Origin of the sequence: Halomonas denitrificans (genome assembly GCA_019800895.1) — a bacterium.
GTDB lineage: Bacteria > Pseudomonadota > Gammaproteobacteria > Xanthomonadales > Wenzhouxiangellaceae.
The window spans coordinates 517,999-540,955 of the sequence record JAHVKF010000001.1 but is presented as its reverse complement, the minus strand read 5'-3'; the positions used below and the strand labels follow the sequence as shown (position 1 = coordinate 540,955).

The 22,957-nt window shown below is 67.1% G+C and carries 31 protein-coding genes; 30 read left to right on the top strand and 1 reads right to left on the bottom strand.

The genetic code is table 11. From position 1 onward, the window contains the following. The first annotated feature begins 5 nt into the window (after positions 1 to 5). The 30 genes from rplV (at position 6) to pdeM (ending at position 22,533) form a co-directional block, all read left to right on the top strand. Positions 6 to 338, top strand: a complete 333-nt coding sequence (gene rplV, locus KUV67_02400) for a 50S ribosomal protein L22 (GenBank protein ID MBY6203720.1) — start codon at positions 6 to 8, stop codon at positions 336 to 338. Between the two features lie 9 nt (positions 339 to 347). Next, positions 348 to 1,031, top strand: a complete 684-nt coding sequence (gene rpsC, locus KUV67_02395; GenBank protein ID MBY6203719.1) for a 30S ribosomal protein S3 — start codon at positions 348 to 350, stop codon at positions 1,029 to 1,031. A gap of 1 nt (position 1,032) precedes the next feature. Further along, entirely contained in the window at positions 1,033 to 1,443 is a 411-nt protein-coding gene (gene rplP, locus KUV67_02390; GenBank protein MBY6203718.1) for a 50S ribosomal protein L16, read from the top strand. Next, a complete protein-coding gene (gene rpmC / locus KUV67_02385; protein ID MBY6203717.1) occupies positions 1,443 to 1,640 on the top strand; it encodes a 50S ribosomal protein L29 in 198 nt (65 codons plus the stop codon). Before rplP ends, rpmC begins: the two co-directional genes overlap by 1 nt. Beyond that, a complete protein-coding gene (gene rpsQ / locus KUV67_02380) occupies positions 1,637 to 1,906 on the top strand; it encodes a 30S ribosomal protein S17 (GenBank protein ID MBY6203716.1) in 270 nt (89 codons plus the stop codon). The genes rpmC and rpsQ overlap by 4 nt, the downstream gene beginning before the upstream one ends. Positions 1,907 to 1,924: 18 nt before the next feature. Continuing rightward, positions 1,925 to 2,293 (top strand): 50S ribosomal protein L14, encoded by a 369-nt coding sequence (gene rplN, locus KUV67_02375; protein ID MBY6203715.1) that lies wholly within the window; start codon positions 1,925 to 1,927, stop codon positions 2,291 to 2,293. 12 nt (positions 2,294 to 2,305) lie between these two features. After that, positions 2,306 to 2,623, top strand: a complete 318-nt coding sequence (gene rplX / locus KUV67_02370) for a 50S ribosomal protein L24 (GenBank protein ID MBY6203714.1) — start codon at positions 2,306 to 2,308, stop codon at positions 2,621 to 2,623. A gap of 10 nt (positions 2,624 to 2,633) precedes the next feature. Continuing rightward, positions 2,634 to 3,176, top strand: coding sequence for a 50S ribosomal protein L5 (gene rplE, locus KUV67_02365; GenBank protein MBY6203713.1), 543 nt, complete (start codon positions 2,634 to 2,636; stop codon positions 3,174 to 3,176). 15 nt (positions 3,177 to 3,191) lie between these two features. Beyond that, a complete protein-coding gene (gene rpsN, locus KUV67_02360; GenBank protein MBY6203712.1) occupies positions 3,192 to 3,497 on the top strand; it encodes a 30S ribosomal protein S14 in 306 nt (101 codons plus the stop codon). A 15-nt stretch (positions 3,498 to 3,512) separates the two neighbouring features. After that, positions 3,513 to 3,908, top strand: a complete 396-nt coding sequence (gene rpsH / locus KUV67_02355; protein ID MBY6203711.1) for a 30S ribosomal protein S8 — start codon at positions 3,513 to 3,515, stop codon at positions 3,906 to 3,908. A 14-nt stretch (positions 3,909 to 3,922) separates the two neighbouring features. After that, positions 3,923 to 4,450: a 50S ribosomal protein L6 gene (gene rplF / locus KUV67_02350; protein MBY6203710.1), complete on the top strand. Its 528-nt coding sequence runs from the start codon at positions 3,923 to 3,925 to the stop codon at positions 4,448 to 4,450. A 17-nt stretch (positions 4,451 to 4,467) separates the two neighbouring features. Then, entirely contained in the window at positions 4,468 to 4,824 is a 357-nt protein-coding gene (gene rplR / locus KUV67_02345) for a 50S ribosomal protein L18 (protein MBY6203709.1), read from the top strand. Positions 4,825 to 4,848: 24 nt separating this feature from the next. After that, positions 4,849 to 5,358: a 30S ribosomal protein S5 gene (rpsE, locus tag KUV67_02340; protein ID MBY6203708.1), complete on the top strand. Its 510-nt coding sequence runs from the start codon at positions 4,849 to 4,851 to the stop codon at positions 5,356 to 5,358. Then, entirely contained in the window at positions 5,351 to 5,545 is a 195-nt protein-coding gene (gene rpmD / locus KUV67_02335) for a 50S ribosomal protein L30 (protein MBY6203707.1), read from the top strand. The genes rpsE and rpmD overlap by 8 nt, the downstream gene beginning before the upstream one ends. Before the next feature lie 46 nt (positions 5,546 to 5,591). After that, positions 5,592 to 6,023, top strand: coding sequence for a 50S ribosomal protein L15 (rplO, locus tag KUV67_02330; protein MBY6203706.1), 432 nt, complete (start codon positions 5,592 to 5,594; stop codon positions 6,021 to 6,023). Then, positions 6,023 to 7,384, top strand: coding sequence for a preprotein translocase subunit SecY (gene secY, locus KUV67_02325; protein MBY6203705.1), 1,362 nt, complete (start codon positions 6,023 to 6,025; stop codon positions 7,382 to 7,384). The genes rplO and secY overlap by 1 nt, the downstream gene beginning before the upstream one ends. 60 nt (positions 7,385 to 7,444) lie before the next feature. Beyond that, positions 7,445 to 7,558 (top strand): 50S ribosomal protein L36, encoded by a 114-nt coding sequence (gene rpmJ / locus KUV67_02320; protein ID MBY6203704.1) that lies wholly within the window; start codon positions 7,445 to 7,447, stop codon positions 7,556 to 7,558. Between the two features lie 116 nt (positions 7,559 to 7,674). Further along, positions 7,675 to 8,028 (top strand): 30S ribosomal protein S13, encoded by a 354-nt coding sequence (gene rpsM, locus KUV67_02315; protein MBY6203703.1) that lies wholly within the window; start codon positions 7,675 to 7,677, stop codon positions 8,026 to 8,028. 13 nt (positions 8,029 to 8,041) lie between these two features. After that, positions 8,042 to 8,431 carry a 30S ribosomal protein S11 gene (rpsK, locus tag KUV67_02310; GenBank protein ID MBY6203702.1) on the top strand — a complete coding sequence of 130 codons (390 nt, stop codon included), beginning with the start codon at positions 8,042 to 8,044 and terminating at the stop codon, positions 8,429 to 8,431. Positions 8,432 to 8,462: 31 nt separating this feature from the next. After that, positions 8,463 to 9,089 carry a 30S ribosomal protein S4 gene (gene rpsD / locus KUV67_02305; protein MBY6203701.1) on the top strand — a complete coding sequence of 209 codons (627 nt, stop codon included), beginning with the start codon at positions 8,463 to 8,465 and terminating at the stop codon, positions 9,087 to 9,089. A gap of 88 nt (positions 9,090 to 9,177) precedes the next feature. After that, positions 9,178 to 10,179: a DNA-directed RNA polymerase subunit alpha gene (rpoA, locus tag KUV67_02300; protein ID MBY6203700.1), complete on the top strand. Its 1,002-nt coding sequence runs from the start codon at positions 9,178 to 9,180 to the stop codon at positions 10,177 to 10,179. 11 nt (positions 10,180 to 10,190) lie between these two features. Beyond that, complete coding sequence (gene rplQ / locus KUV67_02295; GenBank protein ID MBY6203699.1) at positions 10,191 to 10,580, top strand: 50S ribosomal protein L17; 390 nt, start codon at positions 10,191 to 10,193, stop codon at positions 10,578 to 10,580. A 159-nt stretch (positions 10,581 to 10,739) separates the two neighbouring features. Beyond that, complete coding sequence (locus tag KUV67_02290; protein ID MBY6203698.1) at positions 10,740 to 12,533, top strand: AsmA family protein; 1,794 nt, start codon at positions 10,740 to 10,742, stop codon at positions 12,531 to 12,533. Then, complete coding sequence (gene rarD / locus KUV67_02285; GenBank protein MBY6203697.1) at positions 12,517 to 13,479, top strand: EamA family transporter RarD; 963 nt, start codon at positions 12,517 to 12,519, stop codon at positions 13,477 to 13,479. Before KUV67_02290 ends, rarD begins: the two co-directional genes overlap by 17 nt. Then, positions 13,476 to 15,299, top strand: a complete 1,824-nt coding sequence (locus KUV67_02280; GenBank protein ID MBY6203696.1) for an ATP-binding cassette domain-containing protein — start codon at positions 13,476 to 13,478, stop codon at positions 15,297 to 15,299. Before rarD ends, KUV67_02280 begins: the two co-directional genes overlap by 4 nt. A gap of 49 nt (positions 15,300 to 15,348) precedes the next feature. Next, positions 15,349 to 15,903: a hypothetical protein gene (locus KUV67_02275; GenBank protein MBY6203695.1), complete on the top strand. Its 555-nt coding sequence runs from the start codon at positions 15,349 to 15,351 to the stop codon at positions 15,901 to 15,903. Positions 15,904 to 16,781: 878 nt separating this feature from the next. Beyond that, positions 16,782 to 17,834: a ligase-associated DNA damage response exonuclease gene (locus KUV67_02270; protein MBY6203694.1), complete on the top strand. Its 1,053-nt coding sequence runs from the start codon at positions 16,782 to 16,784 to the stop codon at positions 17,832 to 17,834. Between the two features lie 10 nt (positions 17,835 to 17,844). Next, entirely contained in the window at positions 17,845 to 19,443 is a 1,599-nt protein-coding gene (locus KUV67_02265; GenBank protein MBY6203693.1) for an ATP-dependent DNA ligase, read from the top strand. Beyond that, the gene (locus KUV67_02260; protein ID MBY6203692.1) at positions 19,421 to 21,853 is read left to right on the top strand and encodes a ligase-associated DNA damage response DEXH box helicase; all 2,433 of its coding nucleotides are present in this window, start codon (positions 19,421 to 19,423) and stop codon (positions 21,851 to 21,853) included. Before KUV67_02265 ends, KUV67_02260 begins: the two co-directional genes overlap by 23 nt. After that, on the top strand, positions 21,850 to 22,533 hold the full coding sequence (gene pdeM, locus KUV67_02255; protein ID MBY6203691.1) for a ligase-associated DNA damage response endonuclease PdeM: 684 nt from the start codon (positions 21,850 to 21,852) through the stop codon (positions 22,531 to 22,533). Before KUV67_02260 ends, pdeM begins: the two co-directional genes overlap by 4 nt. Here the strand turns inward: pdeM and KUV67_02250 are convergent. Next, positions 22,460 to 22,957: a copper chaperone PCu(A)C gene (locus tag KUV67_02250; protein MBY6203690.1), complete on the bottom strand. Its 498-nt coding sequence runs from the start codon at positions 22,955 to 22,957 to the stop codon at positions 22,460 to 22,462. The genes pdeM and KUV67_02250 overlap by 74 nt on opposite strands.

The following is a 22,957-nucleotide window of genomic DNA, read 5'->3' as shown; positions in this document are numbered from 1 at the left end:
TGTCCATGGAAGCGACTGCAAAACTGCGAGGCGCGCGGATCTCGGCTCAGAAGGCACGGTTGGTTGCGGACCAGGTCCGCGGGCTGCCGGTTGAAAAGGCCGATGAACTGCTCAGCTTCAGCAACAAGAAGGGCGCGCACATCGTGCGCAAGCTCCTGCTGAGTGCCGTGGCCAATGCCGAGCACAACCAGGGTGCGGACATCGACGAACTGACCGTCAGCCGCATCATGGTCGACGAAGGCCCGACGCTCAAGCGCGGCCGGGCTCGTGCCAAGGGCCGGTACACCCGGATCCTGAAGCGCACGAGCCATATCACGATCACGGTCGCGGAGAAATAAGGAACTGTTATGGGTCACAAGGTACATCCAACCGGTATTCGCCTGGGCATCTCCAAGGATTGGGCTGCTCGCTGGTACGCCGAACGTGAAGAGTTCGCCGCGAACCTGAACAGCGACCTCGCCGCGCGCAAGTTCATCGACAAGGAACTCGCGCAGGCCGCGGTCAGCCACGTGCACATCGAGCGCCCGGCCAAGCAGGCCCAGGTCACGATCCACACGGCGCGTCCGGGCATCGTCATCGGAAAGAAGGGCGAGGACATCGAGCGCCTGCGTCGCAAGCTGACCGACATCCTCGGCGTGCCGACGGCCGTCAGCGTCAGCGAGATCCGCAAGCCGGAGCTGGACGCCAAGCTGGTCGCCGACAGCATCGCGCAGCAGCTGGAACGCCGCATCATGTTCCGCCGCGCAATGAAGCGCGCGGTCGGCAACGCGATGCGCCTCGGCGCCCTGGGCATCAAGGTCCAGGTCGGCGGCCGCCTGAACGGGGCGGACATCGCCCGGTCCGAGTGGTACCGGGAAGGCCGCGTACCGCTGCACACGCTGCGCGCGAACGTGGACTACGGCGTGTCGACGGCCAAGACCACCTACGGCGTCATCGGCGTCAAGTGCTGGGTGTATACCGGCGACGTGTTCGATCTCCACGCCGAGAAGCAAGAAGAGAAGTCGTCCGGCAAGGGCGGTCGGGAGAACTGAGATGCTGCAGCCGAAACGAACCAAATTCCGTAAGACGCAGAAGGGCCGGAACCGCGGTCTCGCCCAGGTGGGCAACAAGGTCAGCTTCGGCGAGTACGCGCTGCAGGCCACGACCCGCGGTTTCATCACTGCGCGCCAGATCGAGGCGGCCCGTCGTGCCATCACCCGTCACGTCAAGCGTGGCGGCAAGCTCTGGATCCGCGTGTTCCCGGACAAGCCGATCACGAAGAAGCCGGTCGAGGTGCGCATGGGCAAGGGCAAGGGCAACGTCGAATACTGGGTTGCTCCGATCCAGCCCGGCCGCGTGATCTATGAAATCCAGGGCGTCAGCGAAGACGTCGCACGGGAAGCATTCCGCCGTGCCGCCGCCAAGCTGAGCGTCAAGACGACGATTGTTGCGAGGTCGCTGTAATGAAGGCGAAGGAAATCAAGGGCAAGTCCGAGCAGGAACTCAAGGACCTGCTGGTGGACCTGCGAAAGGAGCAGTTCGAACTGCGCATGGCGCTCGGCACCGGTCAGTTGACCGAGCCGCACAAGCTGCGCCAGGTGCGCCGTGACATCGCGCGCGTCAAGACGGTATTGAATCAGCCGCAGGGTGAACAGGCATGAGCGAGAACAAGGAAACCAAGCGCGTCGAGCACGTCCAGACCGGCAAGGTCGTCAGCAACAAGATGGACAAGACGGTCACCGTGCGCCTGGAGCGCATGCTGAAGCACCCGCTGTACGGCAAGTACATTCGCCGGTCCAGCAAGGTGCACGCGCACGACGAGAACAACGAGTGCAACGAAGGCGATACCGTGCGCATCGCGCCGGGCCGCCCGCTTTCCAAGACGAAGAGCTGGAAAGTGGTCGAGATCGTCGAGCGGGCGCAGTAAGCCGGAGCGGAGCAGACAATGATCCAGATGCAGAGCAGACTGTCGGCGGCGGACAACAGTGGTGCCCGTGAGCTGATGTGTATCAAGGTGCTGGGCGGTTCCAAGCGTCGTTACGCCAACATCGGCGACGTGATCAAGGTGACCGTCAAGGACGCGATTCCGCGCGGCAAGGTCAAGAAGGGCGAGGTGTACAACGCCGTCGTCGTTCGCACCCGCAAGGGCGTGCGTCGCCGGGACGGCTCGCTGATCCGTTTCGACGGAAACGCCGCCGTGATCCTGAACAACAAGCTGGAGCCGATCGGTACCCGAATCTTCGGGCCGGTGACGCGTGAACTGCGCGGCGAACGGTTCATGAAGATCATTTCGCTGGCACCGGAAGTGCTGTAAGGAGTTCGAGAGATGCAACGCATTCGCAAGGGTGACGAGGTCATCGTGATCGCCGGACGCAGCAAGGGCCAGCGCGGCCATGTGCTGAAGGTCCTGGCGGACGATCGGTACCTGGTCGAGAACGTCAACATGGTCAAGCGTCACATGAAACCGGATCCGCAGCGCCAGCAGCCCGGCGGCATCGTCGAGCGGGAAGCGCCGATCCACGGTTCCAACGTGATGCTGTACAACCCGGCCACCGATCGCGGTGATCGAGTCGGGTTCAAGATGCTGGACGACGGGCGCAAGGTTCGCGTGTTCCGTTCGACCGGCGAAGTCGTCGATATTTGAGGCCAATGAGATGAGCAGGTTGCAGGAATTCTATCGGGACACGGTCGCCGGCCAGCTGAAGGAGAAGTTCGGCTACGCCAACGTGATGCAGGTGCCCCGGATCGAGAAGATCACGATCAACATGGGTCTGGGCGAAGCCGTGGCCGACAAGAAGGTCATCGAGAAGGCGGTCGGCGACCTGGCGAAGCTCTCCGGCCAGAAGCCGATCGTGACCAAAGCCCGGAAGTCCGTCGCGAGCTTCAAGATCCGCGACGATTACCCGATCGGTGCCAAGGTCACGCTGCGTCGTGAACGCATGTACGAATTCCTGGATCGACTGATCAGCATCGCGCTGCCGCGCGTCCGCGATTTCCGCGGGATCAGCCCGAAGGCGTTCGACGGTCGGGGCAATTTCAACCTCGGCATCCGGGAGCAGATCATCTTTCCCGAAATCAACTACGACGAGGTCGACGCGATTCGCGGAATGGATATCGCGATCACGACCAGCGCCGCCACCAACGAGGAAGGCAAGGCGCTGCTCGAGGCGTTCGGCTTCCCGTTCCGCGCACGCTAAGGAGTAACAGGAACCATGGCCAAGAAATCAATGATCGCGCGCGACGAGAAGCGGGCCGAGCTGGCAGGCAAGTACGCCGCCAAGCGGGCCGAGCTGAAGCGCATCATCGCCGATCCGGACGTCGACTTCGAAGAGAAGCAGGCGGCCATCTTCGCGCTGAGCAAGCTGCCGCGCGATTCCAGCCCGGCTCGCGGTCGCAACCGCTGCCAGCAGACCGGTCGTCCGCGCGGGTACTACCGCAAGTTCGGCCTGGCGCGCAACAAGCTGCGTGAAGCCGCGATGCGCGGAGATATTCCCGGCCTGCGCAAGGCCAGTTGGTAAAGAGGACGAACGAACATGAGTATGAGTGATCCGATTGCCGACATGCTCTCGCGCATCCGTAATGCGCAGGAAGTCAACAAGAAGAGCGTGTCGATGCCGGTGTCGAAGGTCAAGATCGCGATTGCCGAAGTGCTGAAGGAAGAGGGCTATATCCTCGACTTCCGGACCAACGGCGAAGGCGTGCAGGCCGAGCTGGAAATCGACCTGAAGTACATGAACGGCCGAGGCGTGATCGAAACGCTGCGCCGCGTGAGCAAGCCGGGTCGCCGGCTGTACTACGCCGCCAGCGACATTCCGCGCGTCCAGGACGGACTGGGCATCGCGATCATCAGCACGTCCAAGGGCGTGATGACCGACGCTTCGGCTCGCCGTGAAGGTCACGGCGGCGAAGTGCTCTGCACGGTCGCCTGACGGGAGTTTCGAAGATGTCGAGAATTGCCAATTATCCGATCGAGTTGCCGAAGGCGGTCCAGTTCAGCCAGGACGGCCAGACCGTCCGGGTCAAGGGCCCCAAGGGCGAGCTCGAGTTCGACCTCCATCCGACGGTGGAGATGTCCAACGAAGACGGCATGCTGAAATTCGCGCCGTCCGCCGACGGCACGTCCGCGATGGCCGGCACCATGCGTGCGCTGGTCAACAACATGGTCGTGGGCGTCACGGACGGTTTCGAAAAGAAGCTGAACCTGATCGGCGTCGGCTACCGCGCGCAGGCGCAGGGCGCCAAGCTCAACCTGCAGCTCGGGTTCAGCCACCCGGTGGAATTCGAAGTTCCCGAGGGCGTGACTGTCGAGACCCCGAGCCAGACCGAGATCGTGGTCAAGGGTGCCGACAAGCAGCTGGTCGGCCAGGTCGCGGCCAAGATCCGCGCCTATCGTCCGCCGGAGCCCTACAAGGGCAAGGGCGTGCGCTACGCCGACGAGCGTGTCGTCATGAAGGAAGCCAAGAAGGCCTGATGCAAGGACGCATTGACATGAGCCAGAAGAACGAATCCCGACTCCGCCGAGCCCGCAAGGCACGTGCCCGAATCGCCCGCGGCGAGAAGCCGCGCCTTTCGGTGTTTCGCTCCGGCCGGCACATCTACGCCCAGGTCCTCACGGCCGGCGGCGACCGCACGATTGCCGCTGCCTCGACCGTCCAGGCCGACCTGCGCAAGGACCTGAAGTCGACCAGCGACCGCGGCGCGGCCGAAGCCGTCGGCAAGAGCATCGCGGCCAAGGCGCTGGCCGAAGGCATCGAAGAAGTCGCCTTCGACCGCTCCGGTTTCAAGTATCACGGTCGCGTGAAGTCGCTGGCCGACGCTGCCCGTGAAGCGGGCCTGAAGTTTTAATCGACACGATTTTGGACAACTGATATGGCGAGAGATTACGAACGGTCCGACGACTTCATCGAGAAGCTGGTCGCTGTCAACCGTGTGGCCAAGGTGGTCAAGGGTGGTCGTCAGTTCGGCTTCACGGCGCTGTCCGTGGTCGGCGACGGCAATGGAAAGGTCGGCTTCGGCTACGGCAAGGCGCGTGAAGTGCCTCTGGCCATCCAGAAGTCGATGGAGAAGGCCCGCCGGGACATGAAGCGGATTCCGCTGAACAACGGCACCCTGTGGCACCCGGTGAAGTCGCGGCACAGCGGCTCGCGCATCTACATGCAGCCGGCGTCGGAAGGTACAGGCGTGATCGCGGGTGGCCCGATGCGCGCCGTGTTCGAGGCCGTCGGTGTCCACAACGTCCTGGCCAAGAGCGTCGGTTCCAACAATCCGATCAACCTGGTTCGCGCGACCATCAAGGGTCTGGAGGCCATGGCGTCTCCCGAGTCCGTGGCGGCCAAGCGCGGCAAGAGCGTCGAGGAGATTCTGGAAAACCATGGCTAAAAAGAACCCCGGCCGCGTGCGCGTGACCCTGGTCCGCAGCCCGAACGGCACCATTGGAAAGCACCGCGAAACGGTGCGTGGACTCGGTCTCCGTCGCATGAACCACAGCGTCGAACTCGAGGACACGCCGGCAGTTCGCGGCATGATCAACAAGGTCCATTACCTGGTGAACGTCGAGGACGTCTGACGTCCGCCGCCTTCACCGAACTCCGATTGCATTGACGGAAACGAACATGAAACTGAACAGCATTCAGCCCGCCGACGGTGCCAAGCAGAGCCGCAAGCGCGTAGGCCGCGGTATCGGTTCCGGTCTGGGCAAGACCGGCGGACGCGGTCACAAGGGCCAGAAGTCCCGTTCCGGCGGTTTCCACAAGTCCGGTTTCGAGGGCGGCCAGATGCCGCTGCAGCGCCGTTTGCCGAAGGTCGGATTCAATTCCGCGGTGAACCGCTTCACTCGTGAAATCCGCCTGTACCAGATCAACCAGCTCGATCTCGACACGATCGATCTCGATGCGCTGAAGAACGCCGGCCTGGTGCCGCGTTCGACCCGCCGCGTCAAGGTGATCAACACCGGCGAACTGACCCGCGCGGTCACGCTGAAGGGTATCGACGCGTCGGCCGGTGCGGCCAAGGCGATCGAAGCCGCCGGGGGCAAGGTCGAGTAATGGCCTCGGGTCCCTCGCAGATGGCGGGAATGCTCGGCGGCATGGGCCGGTTGACGGAGCTCCGCAACCGTCTCCTGTTCGTGCTCGGTGCCCTGGCGGTCTACCGCCTCGGCACGTTCATTCCCGTGCCCGGGATCAATCCGGACGCGCTGGTCCAGCTCATGGACCAGCAGCGCGGAACGATCGTGGACGTGTTCAACATGTTCTCGGGCGGCGCGCTCGGCCGGTTCTCCATCTTCGCGCTGGGCATCATGCCGTACATCTCGGCGGCGATCATCATGCAGCTGATGAGCCACGCAATTCCGCAGCTCCAGCAGCTGCGCAAGGAAGGCGAGGCCGGTCGCCGCAAGATCACGCAGTACACGCGCTATTTCACCGTTGTCCTGGCGCTGTTTCAGTCCTTCGGCGTGGCCGCTGCGCTGCAGGCCCAGAGCGCGGGGCAGGGTCTCGCCGTGGTGATGACGCCGGGCCCGAGCTTCATGTTCGCCGCGATCGTGACCCTGACCGCGGGAACCGTGTTCCTGATGTGGCTGGGTGAACAGATCACCGAGCGGGGCATCGGCAACGGCATCTCGATCATCATCTTCGCGAGCATCGTCGCCGGCCTGCCGGCCGCGGTCGGCAACACGCTGGAGCTGGTCCGGACCGGTCAGCTCGGCCCGCTGCTGGTGCTGTTCCTGATCATTCTCGCCTTCGCCGTGACCGCCTTCGTGGTCTTCGTCGAACGCGGCCAGCGCCGGATCACGGTCAACTACGCGCAGCGCCAGGGCCGAAAGGCCTACCAGAACCAGTCGACGCATCTTCCGCTGAAGGTGAACATGTCGGGCGTGATCCCGGCCATCTTCGCCTCGTCGCTGGTGCTGTTCCCCGCCACGATGAGCACCTGGTTCGGCCAGGCCGGCCAGTCGACCTGGCTGCAGCGGATCGCCGACCAGCTCTCGCCGGGGCAGCCGGTGTACGTGCTGCTTTTCGGTGGTCTGATCGCGTTCTTCTGCTTCTTCTACACCGCGATCGTGTTCAATTCGCGTGAAACCGCGGACAACCTGAAGAAGTCGGGCGCGTTCATCCCGGGCATTCGCCCCGGGCGACAGACGGCCGAGTACATCGACTACGTGCTGACTCGTCTGACGGCGGTGGGCGCGGCGTATCTGGTGGCGGTCTGCCTGCTGCCCGAATTCCTGATCATGCGCTGGAACGTACCGTTCTACTTCGGCGGTACGTCCCTGCTGATCATCGTGGTGGTGACCATGGACTTCATCGCGCAGCTCCAGGCGCACCTGATGTCGCACCAGTACGACAGCCTGCTGAAGAAGGCGAATCTGAAAGGCTACGGACGCTCCGGTGGAGTCGTCCGCCGCTGATTGGCGATTGAATTGGGGACCCGGTGTCGGGTCGCCGGAAACGACGTAGAGGAAAGGACAATGAAGGTTCAGGCATCGGTCAAGCGAATCTGCCGAAACTGCAAGATCGTGCGCCGCCGCGGTGTGGTGTTCGTGATCTGCACGGATCCGAAGCACAAGCAGCGCCAGGGCTGACCCTGGCGGGTCGCTCAGGGCTTGGAAACCGCATAGAAAACTGCTAATATTGCCGGTTTGCGTCGAGCGGGTTCGCTCGACCAGGCCAGCAGCCGGAAATCACGAGGAACGCATTCATGGCTCGTATCGCAGGCGTCAATCTGCAGCCAAACAAGCACATCTGGGTCGCACTGACCCAGATCTATGGCATCGGTCGTACCCGCGCGTACGAAATCTGCGACGCGACCGGCGTCGCGCCGACCACCCGGGTCCGCGAACTCACCGAAGGCGAGGAAGAAAAGCTTCGCCAGAAGGTCGGCGAGTTCACCGTCGAGGGCGACCTGCGTCGCGAGGTGGGCATGAACATCAAGCGCCTGATGGACCTGGGCTGCTTCCGCGGCCTTCGCCACCGGCGTGGACTGCCCGTTCGCGGGCAGCGAACCCGCACCAACGCGCGCACCCGGAAGGGCCCGCGTCGTCCGATTCGCTGAGGACTGAAGAGTTATGGCAAAGCAGACCGCCAAGGGCAAGAAGAAGGTCAAGAAGACCGTGATCGACGGCATTGCCCACGTGCATGCCTCGTTCAACAACACGATCATCACGATCACCGACCGTCAGGGCAACGCGCTGTCCTGGGCGACCTCCGGGGGTTCCGGCTTCCGCGGCTCGCGCAAGTCGACGCCGTTCGCGGCCCAGGTCGCCGCCGAAAATGCCGGCCGCGCCGCGCAGGAGTTCGGTCTGAAGAACCTGGAAGTCCGGGTCAACGGGCCGGGGCCGGGGCGCGAGTCCTCCGTGCGTTCGCTGAATGCGCTGGGCTACAAGATCACCAACATCATCGACGTCACGCCGATTCCGCACAACGGCTGCCGTCCGCCGAAGAAGCGCCGAGTCTAAGCAGAACCACTACCGAACGAGCGACACCGAAATGGCACGATACACTGGACCGACCTGCAAGCTGGCTCGCCGCGAAGGCGTCGACCTGAGCCTGAAGAGCCCGGCACGCAGCCTGGATTCGAAATGCAAGCTCGAGCAGCCGCCGGGGCAGCATGGGGCAGGGCGCCGTCAGCGCCTGTCCGACTATGCACTCCAGCTGCGTGAAAAGCAGAAGGTGCGCCGCATGTACGGCGTGCTCGAGAAGCAGTTCCGGAACTACTACAAGAAGGCCGCTCAGCAGAAGGGCGCGACGGGCGAGAACCTGCTCCGCCTGCTGGAAGGCCGGCTGGACAACGTCGTCTACCGCATGGGCTTCGCGGTCACCCGCGCCCAGGCCCGCCAGATGGTCAGCCACCGCCTGGTCGAAGTCAATGGCGGAATCCTGAACATCCCGTCCGCGCAGGTCGCGCCGGGCGACAAGGTCGCCATCCGCGAGAAGGCGCGCAAGCACCTCCGCGTCCAGGAAGCCGCCACCGTGGCCAGGGATCTGGACATGGTCGCGCCCTGGTGCGAGTCCGATCTGGACAAGTTCGAAGGCACGCTGAAGAGCCTGCCGGATCGAGACGACCTGCCGCCGGATATCAACGAGAACCTGATCGTGGAGCTCTACTCCAAGTAATCAGCGCCGACCGGTTCGCGCTGCGATCCGGTCGCCGGGTTCCGCACCGGTGTCAACAATCAGCTAGACGAATTTGAGAGAGGCATTCATGTCGAGTGCGTATTCACTGATCGAAAAGATGCTCAAGCCCAAGGGCCTGATCGTCGAGGAAATTTCGCCGCGCCGCTCGAAGGTGACGCTGGAGCCGCTGGAACGCGGATTCGGACACACCCTGGGCAACGCGCTGCGTCGCGTGCTGCTGTCGTCCATTCCGGGCGCTGCGATCTCGGAAGCCGAGATCGACGGCGTGCTGCATGAATACACTTCGGTGGAAGGACTGCAGGAGGACATCGTCGAAGTCCTGCTGAACCTCAAGGGCGTTGCCGTGCGCATGCACAACCGCGACGAAGCGACCCTGACGCTGACCGCCGACAAGGCCGGGGCCGTGACCGCCGGCGATATCCAGGTCAACGACGACGTCGAAATCGTCAACCCGGATCACGTGATCTGCACGCTGACCAAGAAGCAGAAGCTGCACATGCAGCTGAAGATCACCCGAGGCGTCGGTTACCAGCCGGCAGCGACCCTGCGCTTCAACGAAGAAGAGTCGCGCTCGATCGGTCGCCTGCAGCTCGACGCGTCGTATTGCCCGGTCCATCGCGTGGCCTACAGCGTCGAGAGCGCTCGAGTCGCCCAGCGAACCGACCTCGACAAGCTGGTCTTCGACATCGAAACCAACGGCACCCTGTCCTGCGAGGACGCCGTGAAGCTGGCCGCGAGCATCCTGGTCGACCAGATGTCGGTGTTCGTGGACTTCATTGCCCGCGACAAGGACGAGGAAACCCGCGACGAGCAGTCCTTCGACCCGGTGCTGCTGCGTCCGATCGACGATCTCGAACTGACCGTGCGTTCGGCCAACTGCCTGAAGGCCGAGCACATCCAGTACGTCGGCGACCTGGTCCAGCGCAGCGAAACCGAACTGCTCAAGACGCCGAATCTCGGCAAGAAGTCGCTGACCGAAATCAAGACGGTCCTGGCCGCGCATGACCTTTCGCTTGGGACCCGGCTGGAAAACTGGCCGCCGTCCAACCTTGCGCGCGAATCTGTTTAAGGAGAATCACGATGCGCCATCGCAAATCGGGCCGCAAGCTCAACCGGAACTCGTCGCACCGCCAGGCGATGTTCAAGAACATGGCCTCGAGCCTGTTCAAGCACGAACTGATCAAGACCACGCTGCCGAAGGCGAAGGAATTGCGCCGGGTGGCCGAGCCGCTGATCACCATGGCCGGTGAGGACACCGTGGCCAAGCGCCGCCTGGCCTTCGCCCGCCTGCGTGACAAGGAAGCGGTCGGCAAGCTGTTCAGCGAACTGGGTCCGCGCTACCGCGAGCGTCCGGGCGGCTATGTCCGGATCCTGAAGTGCGGGTTCCGTGCCGGCGACAAGGCCCCGATGGCCTATGTCGAGCTGGTCGACCGGCCGGGTGCTCCGGGTTCCGAGGCAGCCGCCGAGTAACGATTTCCGGTTCGATACCGGAGGTTCAGGAAGGCCCGGCGCTTGCGCCGGGCTTTTTCTTTGGGCGCCGGCCTGGCCCTGGCTGTCGTTGTTCGGCCGGGCCGCCGGCCACTGCACGGCCGCGCGTTACAATCCGCCCATTCGCACCGGAGGCCGGCGATGCGCAAATTCCTGATCTTTCTTTCCGCGTTCCTGATTCTTCTGCTGGGCCTGTGGGGCACGGCCGTATTCATGCTCGACGAGGCGAGATTGAAGCAGCTCGCGGTCGAACAGATCGAGGAGCGCACGGGCCGCACGATGACGCTGGCCGGGCCGCTCGACGTCCAGTTTCTTCCCCGGATCCAACTCGTCGCGCGCGACGTGACGCTGACCGGGCCGCCCGACTACGACGGTCCCCCCTTGTTCACGGCAGACGCCTTCCGGATGTCGGTCGCGCTGTGGCCTCTGCTTCGCGGCCAGGTCGAGACCGGCGCGCTGGGCCTGGAAGACGCCGAGCTCACGCTGCACACGGACCGGGCCGGCCGTACTTCGCTCGACGGCCTGCTGGCCCCGGCCGACTCGCCTTCAAGCGATGCCTCGTCGGCCGATTCGGCCGGCCCGAGCGGTGAGCGGCCGGACGTCCGGATCGAGGCGATCCGGCTGACCGATGTCCGCCTTGTCGTCAGCGATGCCCGCGACGACACGGTTCAGCGCTTCCTGCTGGAGCGCTTCGAACTTGGCGAGTTCCGCTTCGGCAGGCCGGTTCCCTTCACCTTTCGCGGGGAGATCGGCGATCCCCCGGTGCTCGAGGGCATCGTGCTCACGGGGTCGCTGGACGTGCCTCCCGGCGACGGGCCGATCCGTCTGTCCGGACTGGAACTGGCAGCGACCAGCGGTGATCTGAGGCTCGGTCTCGATGGCTCGATCGTGCTCGAGACCGGCGCCGTGCCGGAAGCGCGCCTCGAGGAGGGCCGGGTCAGGATCGGGGACCAGTCGCTGGCGGTCTCCGGTCGCTGGCGCGGAACCCCCCGGCCGTCGGTCCGCGCCGAAGTGCGCGGCGAGTCGCTCGACGTCGACGCGCTGCTGGCCACGCTGCCGGCCGGGGACGAGGCGGTGCCCGAGAACTCGCCGTCGCCGCTCCTGGTTCTGCGCGACATGGACGCCGACGGCGATGTGGTGGTCGATCGCATGCGGCTCGGCGGTCTGCCGCTGACCGATGTCCGGGCTACCCTGGTCGCGCGCAACGGCGTGGTCACGCTCGATCCGCTCGCTGCGGAGCTCGACGGCGGCGCGGTCCGCGCCTTCGCCCGGGCGGACCTGAACGCCGAGCCTCCCCGGCTCGTCCTGCGTCCGAGCTTCGAGCTGGACAGCCTGTCGACGGCGCTCGCGCCCTGGGGCCTCGACCGGTTCCTGGCCGGCGCCGGTTCGCTCCAGCTCGACCTCAGCGGCCGGGGCCTGAGCGCCGACGCGCTGCTGGCTTCGCTGGACGGCGCCGGCGACTACGCCTTCCGGGACGGCGAGATTCGCGGCCTGGACCTCGACGGTATGGTCGATGCACTGGCCGCCCGCGACGTCGTGGCCGCCGTCCGCGACGGGGTCGGCGGAACGACGACGTTCAGCGAGTTCTCCGGGCCCCTGGCCGTCCGCGATGGCGTGGTCGACCTCAGCGGTCTGACGATCGTGACCGAGCGGCTGGGCGTCGGCGGAACGGTCCGGCTGGGCCTGGCGGACCTGTCCCTCGACGGTCGACTGCGCCTGGCCGGGGAACGGCTGCAGCGGGTCCCGCTCGCGCTCGGCGGCACGCTGACCGCGCCGCGCCTCACGCCCGATCTCGGCAGTGCGGTTCAGGAAGAAGCCGAGCGGCGGGTCATGGACTTCCTCCAGCGGCGCCTGCAGGGCGAAGACGAGTCGGACGAAGAGGATTCGAACGAGGAGGACGGCGACGGTGCGGGGGCGGATGGCTCCGGCGGCTGAGACGTCGGTCGCTCCGAACGTGCGCTCGCCCTCGACGCTGCCGTTGCTGGCCGGTCTCGGCGCGTACGGGCTCTGGGGCGTCGTCCCGTTGTATTTCAAGCTGGTCGGGGAGGCCGGGGCGGACGAGATCATCGCCCACCGGGTGCTGTGGTCGGTCGTGTTCCTTGCCCTCGTCCTGGCCGTGCGCTACCGGGGCCGGATCCGTTCGTCGGTCCGCATTTCCGGGCGCGTCGCCGCCGCCCTGGCGGTGTCCGGCGCGCTGGTCGCGGCCAACTGGCTGATCTTCGTCTATGCCGTCAACACGGACCGGGTGCTGCAGACCAGCCTCGGCTACTTCATCAATCCGCTGGTCAGCGTCGTCCTGGGCACCGTGGTCCTGCGCGAGCGAATGCGCCCGGTGCAGGGCATCGCGGTGGCGCTGGCGGCGATCGGCACGATCTATCTCGCCGTCCGCGTCGGTCGGCCGCCCTGGCTGGCGCTCGGACTGGCGGCGAGCTTCGGCCTCTACGGCCTGGTGCGGAAGGTCACCGACGTCGGCCCGATGGTCGGGCTGTTCTGGGAGACCCTGATGATGACGCCGGTCGTCGCACTCTGGCTCCTGTTCCTCGCCGACCCCGCTGCGCTGGCGTTCGGCGCCGGCTCGCCGGCCTTCGACCTGCTGATGGCCGGGACGGGGCTGGTCACGGTGGTGCCGCTGGTGCTGTTCGCGACCGCCGCACGCGGATTGCCCCTGATCACGGTGGGCCTGATGCAGTACATTGCACCTTCGATCTCGTTCTGCCTGGCCGTGTTCCTGTTCCGCGAACCCTTCACCCCCGATCACGCCGTGGCCTTCGCCCTGATCTGGACCGCGCTGGCCCTCTACACCGCGTCGGCCGCCCGCCACGCCCGGCTGCAGCGGCGGCTCGCCCGGCGGACGACGGCGCCTGCCGAGGCCCGGCCGTGAGCGCCGTCGATCCGACCCGCGACCGCTCGCCGAGCCGCAACGTTCGCTCGCTGCGGGCGCTCGGACCGTTCATCGGCCGCTACCGGCTCCAGATCGGCCTCGCCGGCCTGTTCCTGGTGCTGGCGGCGGCCGGCACCATGGCCATCCCGGCCGCGGTCGGCCAGGTCATCGATCGTGGCTTCCTGGCCGACGACCCGGCCACGATCGACCGCTGGTTCTGGCTGCTGTTCGGCGCCGCGACGGTCATGGCCGTGGCCGGCGGACTGCGTTTCTACTGGGTGTCCTGGCTGGGCCAGCGGATCATCACCGATCTGCGCGAGGCGGTCTATCGCCGGGTGATCCGGCTCGGTCCGGAGTTCTTCGCCTCGACCCGCACCGGCGAGGTGCTGTCCAGGCTCAATACCGACACCACCCTGGTCGAGTCGCTGATCGGCTCCAGCGCCTCGGTAGCGATCCGCAACCTGCTGATGCTGGTCGGTAGTTCCGTACTGCTGGTGATCACCGCACCGTCGCTGGCGGGGGTCATCGGCGGCATGATCGCGCTGGTCTTCGTGCCGGTCGCGGTTCTCGGTCGCTGGGTCCGCCGCCTGTCCCGTCGCGCCCAGGACGCGGTCGCCGAGTTCTCCGCTCACGGCGACGAGACCATCAATGCGGTGTCGACGGTCCAGGCCTTTGCCCAGGAAGCGCGCGAGGCCGACACGTTCCGCGGCCAGGTCGAGGACGCCTTCGACGCCCAGCGCGACCGGCTGCGGGCGACCACGGTGCTGATCGTGATGGTCATCCTGATGACCTTCGGGTCCGTGACCTTCGTGCTCTGGCTCGGCGCGCGCGAAGTCCTCGACGGCACGCTCAGCCCGGGGCAGCTCAGCCAGTTCGTGCTCTACGCGTTGCTGGCGGCGGGTTCCACCGCTTCCCTCAGCGAAGTCTGGGGTGGCGTCCAGCGGGCCGCCGGAGCCATGGAACGCCTCGCCGAACTGCTCGAGGCCGACGACGCACTCGTCCGGAGCGGTTCGCCGAAGTCCCTGCCCGACGGTCCCCTGGGGCTGCGCTTCGACAACGTCGACTTCGCCTATCCGTCGCGGCCCGACCAGAACGTCCTGCAGGGCCTGTCCTTCGAGGTCCGTCCCGGTGAGACCGTCGCCCTGGTCGGCCCCTCGGGGGCCGGCAAGAGCACGATCTTCCAGCTGGCGTTGCGCTTCTACGACCCGGTGTCCGGCGCGATCCGCCTGCAGGGCGCCCGCGAGGCGGTCGACCTGCGCGACCTCGATCCGGTGGCCCTGCGCGACGGAATCGGACTGGTCAGCCAGGACATCGCACTGTTCTCCGGTACGGCCGCGGACAATATCCGCTACGGCCGGCCCGATGCGGCGCTCGAGGCCGTGGAGGAGGCCGCGCGGCTGGCCCACGCGCGCCCGTTCATCGACGCCCTGCCCGAACGCTTCGACGCCTTCCTCGGCGAGCGGGGCGTGCGCCTGTCGGGCGGCCAGCGCCAGCGCATGGCGATCGCACGCGCGTTGATCAAGACCCCGGACATGCTGCTGCTCGACGAGGCGACCGCCAGCCTCGACGCCGAGAGCGAGCGTCTGGTCCAGCAGGCCATCGACGAAGCCAGCCGGGACCGGACCGTGCTGGTCATCGCCCACCGGCTGGCCACGGTGCGCCAGGCCGATCGCATCCTGGTGATCGAAGACGGCGCCGTCCGCGCCGAGGGCACCCATGAAGAACTGCTCAAGCGCTCGCCGCTCTATGCGCGCCTGGCGCGCCTGCAGTTCGCCGAGGCGGGCACGGAACCGATGGCCGCCGAAGAAATCCAAGGCTGACGAGCCCCTGCTCCCCATGAACCCGAGAACGTAACCGGAGACCCGACCGATGATCCACGTCCGTGCTGCGCTGAACCCGAAGTTCCTGACGACCCTGTTGCTCTCCGCGCTTCTGCTGTTGACCGCCGGCTGCGCCACGACCAAGTCGGATACGGTGCTGATCGCCGACGCGCGCGCCGCGATCGTCCGCTTCGTCGATCGCGATCCGGGCCTGCGCGACTGGGTCGACCATGCGCACGGCTATGCCGTGTTCCCCAGCCTGGGGAAGGGTGGGCTCGGCGTCGGCGGCGCCTACGGCAACGGCATCGTGTTCGAGCGCGGCGATCCGATCGGACGCACCCGGCTGATCCAGGGCACCGTCGGCTTCCAGATCGGCGCGCAGAACTTCGCCATGGTCGTGTTCTTCCAGGACGAGGCGGCGCTGACCACCTTCCAGCGCGGAAACTTCGAGTTCTCCGCCCAGGCCACGGCGATCGCCGCTTCGGCGGGCGTGGCGGCGACCACCAGTTACGAGAAGGGCGTGGCGGTCTTCATCCTCGGGCGGGGCGGCTTGATGGCCGAAGCGTCGGTGGGTGGGTTGAAGTTCGACTACTCGCCTCTTTGATTCGGCCGCTCCGAGCCGGGGGCGGCCGGCGGGCCGCTTCTCCTCGTTCTCGTGATTTCGTAGCCCGGGTTAGCGGGAGCGCACTATCGAAACCTGTCGCCCCGGGCTTGACCCGGGGTCCAGTGACTTTGGTGTTCGACATTGACCATCAAAAGCGTTTCGCACGCCTGCTTCGCAGGCTTCTGCGAGGTACTTTTGAGGCCCCAAAAGTACCCAAAACCGCTGCGCGAACATCGCCGCCCGGGCTGCGCCCGGGTTCCCTCCGATGCTCGGTGCGAGCGGGGCAAAAAGAACTCGCTTCGCTCAGACACCTTTTTGCAGATTGTCATGACAAGCGCCGCTCGCACCTCCGCTTCTCGACGGTGCTGACGGCGGGAACGTCAAAGTCGAATCCACCGTAATGCCGAGCTTCACGGCACTTTGCATGTCATCCCGGACGTGATCCCGAGTGCAATGTCTTTGATCGAAACGGCAGAAAGGCACTGGACCCCGAACCGAGCGGTAAAGCCGCGAGCTCGCGGAGCCGCTACGCGGCGATGCCATCAACTCCGGGGCGACAGAGTCCGGAAGGACGCCGCTTTTTCTGCCTGGGAAGGCGCCGAGACTCGGAGGGCGCTGCGGAAAAAGAGTTTCCGCATGTTTGAGCGGAAGGAGCAATGCGACTGGAGCGAGTTCGGAAACTCCCGCAGCGACCGAGAATCGAGGGGACCCGGCGCACCGCGACGGGCGACTTCCCCGGCATGAGCGCTTTTGGTGACTTTTGTCGCCACAAAAGTCACTCGCATCAGCTGGCGCAGCCAGCGGCGAAACGCTTTTCAAATCAAAGAAAACACCCCCAAACCAACCCTACCTTGACGTCCACCCGTCAGACTGACCCCGTGAACAACGAGAACCTCCTCGAACCCTCCGCCGGCGGCCTGTACTGCGCCGCCGGCGACTTCTGGATCGACCCCCTGCGCCCGGTGCCGCGCGCGATCATCACGCATGCCCACGCGGACCATGCGCGGGGCGGCTCGGAGGAATACCACACCGCAGAGTCGAACAAGGCGATCCTCGCCGCGCGGATCGGCGCCGGTGCGGAGGAGGGCGACGGCGATCCGGCCGCAGAGGACAAGCCGCGCCCCGACCACCACGGCCACGAGTGGGGCGAGCCCTTCGACCTCGGCGACACGCGCGTTACCCTGTTCCCCGCCGGCCACATCCTCGGCTCGTCCTGGGTGCGGATCGAGTCCGAGCAGGGCACCTGGGGCGTGTCGGGGGACTTCAAGCGTGCGCCGGACCCGACCTGCGCGGCGTTCCAGCCGGCCGACTGCGATGTCTGGGTCACCGAATGCACCTTCGGCCTGCCGGTCTACCGCTGGCCCGAACCGTCCGTAGTCATCGACCAAATCGAGGCGTGGTGGGACGAGTGCCGGGCCGCGTCGCGGCCCGCCGTGCTGTTCTGCTACGCGCTGGGCAAGGCGCAGCGCGTGCTGGCCGAACTCGTCGCGCGCCGGCCCGGCATGCGGGTCTGGCTCCACGGCGCCATGCGACCGCTGACGGACATCTACCGGGCGCAGGGCGTCGCGCTTCCGGAGACGCTGCCGGTCAGCGAGGCCGAGAAGGGCGAGAAGTTCGCGGGTGAACTGGTGCTGGCGCCGCCGTCGGCGGCGGGCTCGACCTGGATGCGGCGCTTTCCGAAGCACTCGGCGGGCTTCGTTTCGGGGTGGATGCGGATCCGCGGGAACCGCCGTCGGCGCGGTTACGACCGCGGTTTCGTGTTCTCGGACCACGCGGACTGGCCGGCGCTGATCGACACGGTCCGCGACCAGCGTGCCGAACGCGTGATCACGATCCACGGCAACGGCGAGCCGCTGGCCGGCTACCTGCGCGAGCAGGGGCTCGACGCCGAGGCCTGGAACCTGCGGGCCACGATGGGCGAGGGCGCGTGAGACCCCGGGCATGAAGCGATTCGTCGAACTGTACACCGCGCTCGACGGCACGACGGCGACCAACGCCAAGGTCGCGGCGCTGAAGGCCTATTTCCAGGACGCGGCGCCGCGCGACGCGGCCTGGGCGGTGTACTTCCTCACCGGTCAGCGCCTGAAGCGGCTGGTCAACACGCGCGAGCTGCGCGAGTGGACCGCCGAACGGGCCGGGCTTCCTCTGTGGCTGGTCGAGGAGAGCTACGAGCACGTCGGCGACCTCGCCGAGACCATGACGCTGCTGACGCCCGAGCCGGACGCAGGCCGTGCCGATCTGCCGCCCCTGCACGTCGTGGTCGAGGAAGTGATCCGCCCGCTCGGCGATATGGAGGACGAGGACCGCAAGCGATCCGTCGTTGCCCGGTGGGACACGCTGCCCGAGACTGCGCGCTTCCTGTTCAACAAGCTGATCACCGGCGCATTGCGGGTGGGCGTGTCGAAACGTCTGGTCACCCGCGCCCTGGCCGAGGTGGCGGAGGTCGAGCCGGGATTGATCGCGCACCGCCTGATGGGTCAGTGGCAGCCCACGGCGGAGAACTTCGACGCGCTGATCGCCGGGGAGGAGGCCGACGGACCGGCCCCGGCAACCCCCTATCCGTTCTTCCTCGCCTCGCCGCTGGAGGAGGCGCCGGAGTCGCTCGGCGATGCGGTGGACTGGCACGCCGAATGGAAATGGGACGGCATACGCGCCCAGCTGATCAAGCGACAGTCCGAGCACTTCCTGTGGTCGCGCGGCGAGGAGTTGCTGAACGGCCGCTTCCCGGAGATCGAGTCGATTGCTGCGGACCTTCCCGACGGCACCGTGCTCGACGGGGAGATCATGGCCTGGGACGACGACGCGGACGCGCCGCTTCCCTTCGCGGTGCTGCAGACACGGATCGGCCGGAAGAAGCCCGGGCCGAAGACGCTGGCGAAGGCCCCGTGCACGCTGCTGGCCTTCGATCTGCTCGAAGCCGGAGGCGAAGACCTTCGCGACGCTCCGCTGATCGAACGACTCGCCCGGCTGCGAGCGCTCGTCGAGGGCCTGGAGTCCGGGATTCGGTGTCCTGTGCCCGTGGGCTTCGACGACTGGTCGGAGCTGCCGGAGCTACGGGCATCGAGCCGGGAGCGCGGGGTCGAAGGGTTGATGCTCAAGCGCGCCGATTCGCCCTACCGGGTCGGACGTCGGCGCGGCGATTGGTGGAAGTGGAAGGTCGAACCGTACACCTTCGACGGTGTTCTGCTGTACGCGCAGCCGGGTCACGGTCGCCGTTCCAACCTGTTCACCGACTACACCTTCGCGGTGCACGGGCCGGACGGTCTGGTCCCGGTTGCCAAGGCCTATTCCGGCCTTACCGACAAGGAGATCGAAGAACTGGACCGCTGGATCCGCAGGAACACGCGGGAGCGCTTCGGACCGGTGCGCTCGGTCCAGGCGAAGCACGTGTTCGAACTCGCCTTCGAAGGCATCGCCCGCTCCAGCCGACACAAATCGGGCCTGGCGCTCCGCTTCCCGCGCATCCACCGCTGGCGACGCGACCTCGACATCGCCGGCGCCGACCGGCTCGAAGACCTTGAGCGACTGCTGCCCGGTTGACGCCTATCTGGTCGGGCAGGGCCAGCAGGTGCAGGCCTTCCAGCGCCAGGCCTGGGAGGCGTTTTCCCGGGGCAGGAGCGGCCTGATCCACGCGCCGACGGGAAGCGGGAAGACGCTGGCCGCCTGGGGCGGGGTGGTGCGCGAGCTGGTCCGGGAGCCGGGCACGGGCCTGCAGTACCTGTGGATCACGCCGCTCCGGGCGCTGGCCGCCGATACCGCAAGGGCTCTCGAGCGTCCGCTGCGGCACGCCGGCGTCGATGACGCCGTGGCGCTTCGTACGGGCGATACCTCGGCCTATCGCAAGAAGAAGCTGATGGATCGGCCGCCGCCGGCGCTGGTGACCACGCCGGAAAGCCTGGCGGTGATGCTGAGCTATGCCGACGCGCCGGCCCGCATGAAGCACCTGCGCGCGGTGTTCGTCGACGAGTGGCACGACCTGGTGGATTCCAAGCGCGGCGTGCTGCTGCAGCTCGCACTGGCTCGGCTCCGGGGCTGGAACCCGGGCCTGCGGACTTGGGGGCTTTCGGCGACCCTGGGCAACGTCGACGAGGCCGCCGCGGCGCTGGTCGGCGTGAACGAGACACCCGCGATCGTCGCCGGCGACCTCGATCGCCCGGTCGAGCTCGAATCGCTGCTGCCCGCCTCCGTCGACCGCTTCCCCTGGGCCGGCCGGGTCGGCATCCGGCAGCTGAAGGCGGTCATCGAGCGGATCGCCGCGGCCGAGACGACCCTGCTGTTCACCAATACCCGCTCCCAGGCCGAGATCTGGTTCAACGCGATCCAGGCGGTCTGCGAGTGGCCGGACCGGGTCGCGCTGCACCACGGGTCGATTGCTCGGGACCTGCGTGAACGCGCGGAGCAGGGCCTGGCCGATGGCTCGCTCAAGTGCGTGGTCGCGACCGCCAGCCTCGACCTGGGCGTCGACTTCTCGCCGGTCGACCAGGTGATGCAGGTGGGCAGTCCGAAAGGCGTGGCCCGCCTGATCCAGCGCGCCGGTCGATCCGGCCACCGGCCCGGCGGCACGGCCCGGATCGTCTGCGTTCCGACCCACGCGCTGGAAATCGCCGAGCTGGCCGCTCTGCGCGAGCGGCTCGGCAGCGGACGCGTCGAGCCCAGGTCCCCGCTGACGCTGGCGCTCGACGTGCTTGCCCAGCACGTGGTGACCGCCGCGCTCGGCGGCGGCGTGGTCTCCGATGCCCTGTTCGACGAGGTCCGGACCACCCACGCGTTCGCCGGCCTCGATCGGTGCCAGTGGCAGTGGGTGCTGGACTTCGTGATCCGGGGCGGCCCGGCGCTCCGCGCCTACCCGGCGTTCCAGCGCGTGGTCGAGGACCGCGGCCTGCTCAAGGTGCCGAACCGGCGGATCGCGATGCTGCATCGCCTGAACATCGGCACGATCACCGCCGACGGAGCGCTGAGGGTGCAGTTCCAGAAGGGCGGCTCGCTGGGCACGGTGGAGGAGCGCTTCCTGGCCCGGCTTCGTCCCGGCGAGCGCTTCGTGTTCGCCGGCCGGGTCCTGGAGCTGGTCCGGATCCACGACATGGTCGCCTACGTGCGTGCGGCGAACACCCGAAAGGCCCAGGTGCCTGCGTGGCAGGGTGGACGGCTGCCGCTCTCGACGCTGCTCGCAGACGGACTGCTGGAGCTCTTCGAGCGGTTCGCCGCCGACCGCCTGCCGGCCTCGGTGGAAGCGCGCGCCGCCGCACCTCTCCTGGCGCTGCAACGCGGGGTCTCGGCCTTGCCCGCCCGTGATCGCCTGGTCCTGGAACGGGTGACCAGCCGGGAGGGGCACCACTGGTTCGTGTTCCCCTTCGCCGGCCGCCTGGCCCACGAGGGCCTGGCCGCGCTCATGGCGTGGCGAATCGCTCGCGAGCGGCCCGTGACCTTTTCGATCACCGTCAACGACTACGGCTTCGAGCTGCTCAGCGGCGATCCCGTCGCGCTGGACGAACGCGACTGGCGCGCACTGCTCGACCCCGACGGCCTCGATCGCGATATCGTCGAGAGCATGGATGCGGCCAATCTTGCGAAGTACCGGTTCCGCGACATCGCCCGGATCGCGGGCCTGGTCCAGCAGGGTTATCCGGGCAAGGGCAAGGCGGTGCGCCAGCTCCAGGCGTCCAGCGGATTGATCTTCGACGTGTTGTCAGAACACGACGCCGGGAACCTGCTGCTCGACCAGGCGCGGCGCGAGGTGCTCGAAGCGCAGCTCGAGGTGCGGCGGATCCGCCGCGTGCTGGAACGCAGCCAGGACCAGGTGCTGGCGATGACCGCTCCGGACCGCCTCACGCCGCTGGCGTTTCCGCTCTGGGCCGACCGCCTGCGCGCCCACCTGTCCAGCGAGGACTGGCAGGCCCGTGTCGAGCGCATGCTCGGGCGATTGGAAAAGAACGCCCCGTCCGCTGCATGATCGTCGAGCTGGCGGGCAATCGACTGGAGATGCGGCCGGACCGGTCGCTGTGGTGGCCGGCTCGGCGGACCGCACTGGTCGCCGATGTGCACCTCGGCAAGGATCAGGTGTTCCGACGCGCCGGCGTGGCGATCCCCGGGGCGGTGCTCGATGCCGAACTGGCCGCGTTGGACGCCGTGCTCGAGGCGACCGGTGCCGAGCGGCTGGTGGTCCTCGGCGACTGGGTCCACGCCGCCCCCGCTGCGGACGATGCCTGGCCGCATGCGATCGCCCGATGGCGGGCGCGACACGCTTCGCTGGACCTGGTGCTGGTCGCCGGCAACCACGACCGGGGCCTGGCGCCGTGGCTGGATCCTTGGCGGATGACGAGCTGGGCCGACGGCAGGTGTCTGGACGGGCTCGAGCTGTTGCACGAGGTGCGCACGGAGGCTCCGCCGCCGGGGCTGTCGGGCCATGTCCATCCGGTGGTGCGGCTCGGCCGACGCGGTGATCGGCTGCGGCTGCCGGCCTTCGCCCGCAAGAACGAACACCTGATCCTGCCGGCCTTCGGGCGGTTCACCGGGGGCGGGGAAGGGCTGGAGCGCGAGGGCTGGACGTTCTTTCCGGTCAGTCCGGACCGCGTCTTCGCGCTCGGGGATGATCCCCGGGCCCGTGCCGACCGCGATCCCGGCGCCGGATGACCTCGGCATCGACCTCGAGAACGACCCGATTTCGCGTGTCGAGAAACTCGATCCGGACCGAATGTCCGGGCGGCGGCGACCGGACGGGCTGCATCAGCATCAGATGCAGGCCGCCACGCTCCAGCGTGATTGCCTCGCCGGGCTCGATCACCAGCCCGTCCACGCGCCGCATCCGGGCCATGCCGTCTTCGTGGAACGAGCGATGGAGCTCGACGCGCCGGAACCCCTCGGCGCGGGCCGAAGCGATCCGGACGGCCTCGTCGCCGTCGTTGAGCAGGGTCATGTAACCGGCCAGCATGGGCGCGCCGGGCGGTGCCGCGGGAATCCAGGGGTCCAGCGCCCGCAGCCCGTCGGCGGCGGAGGCATCGAGTACCATCAGGAGCAGCAGGGTCGCGATCGAAGAGCGGAGCATCTCGGTCATCAT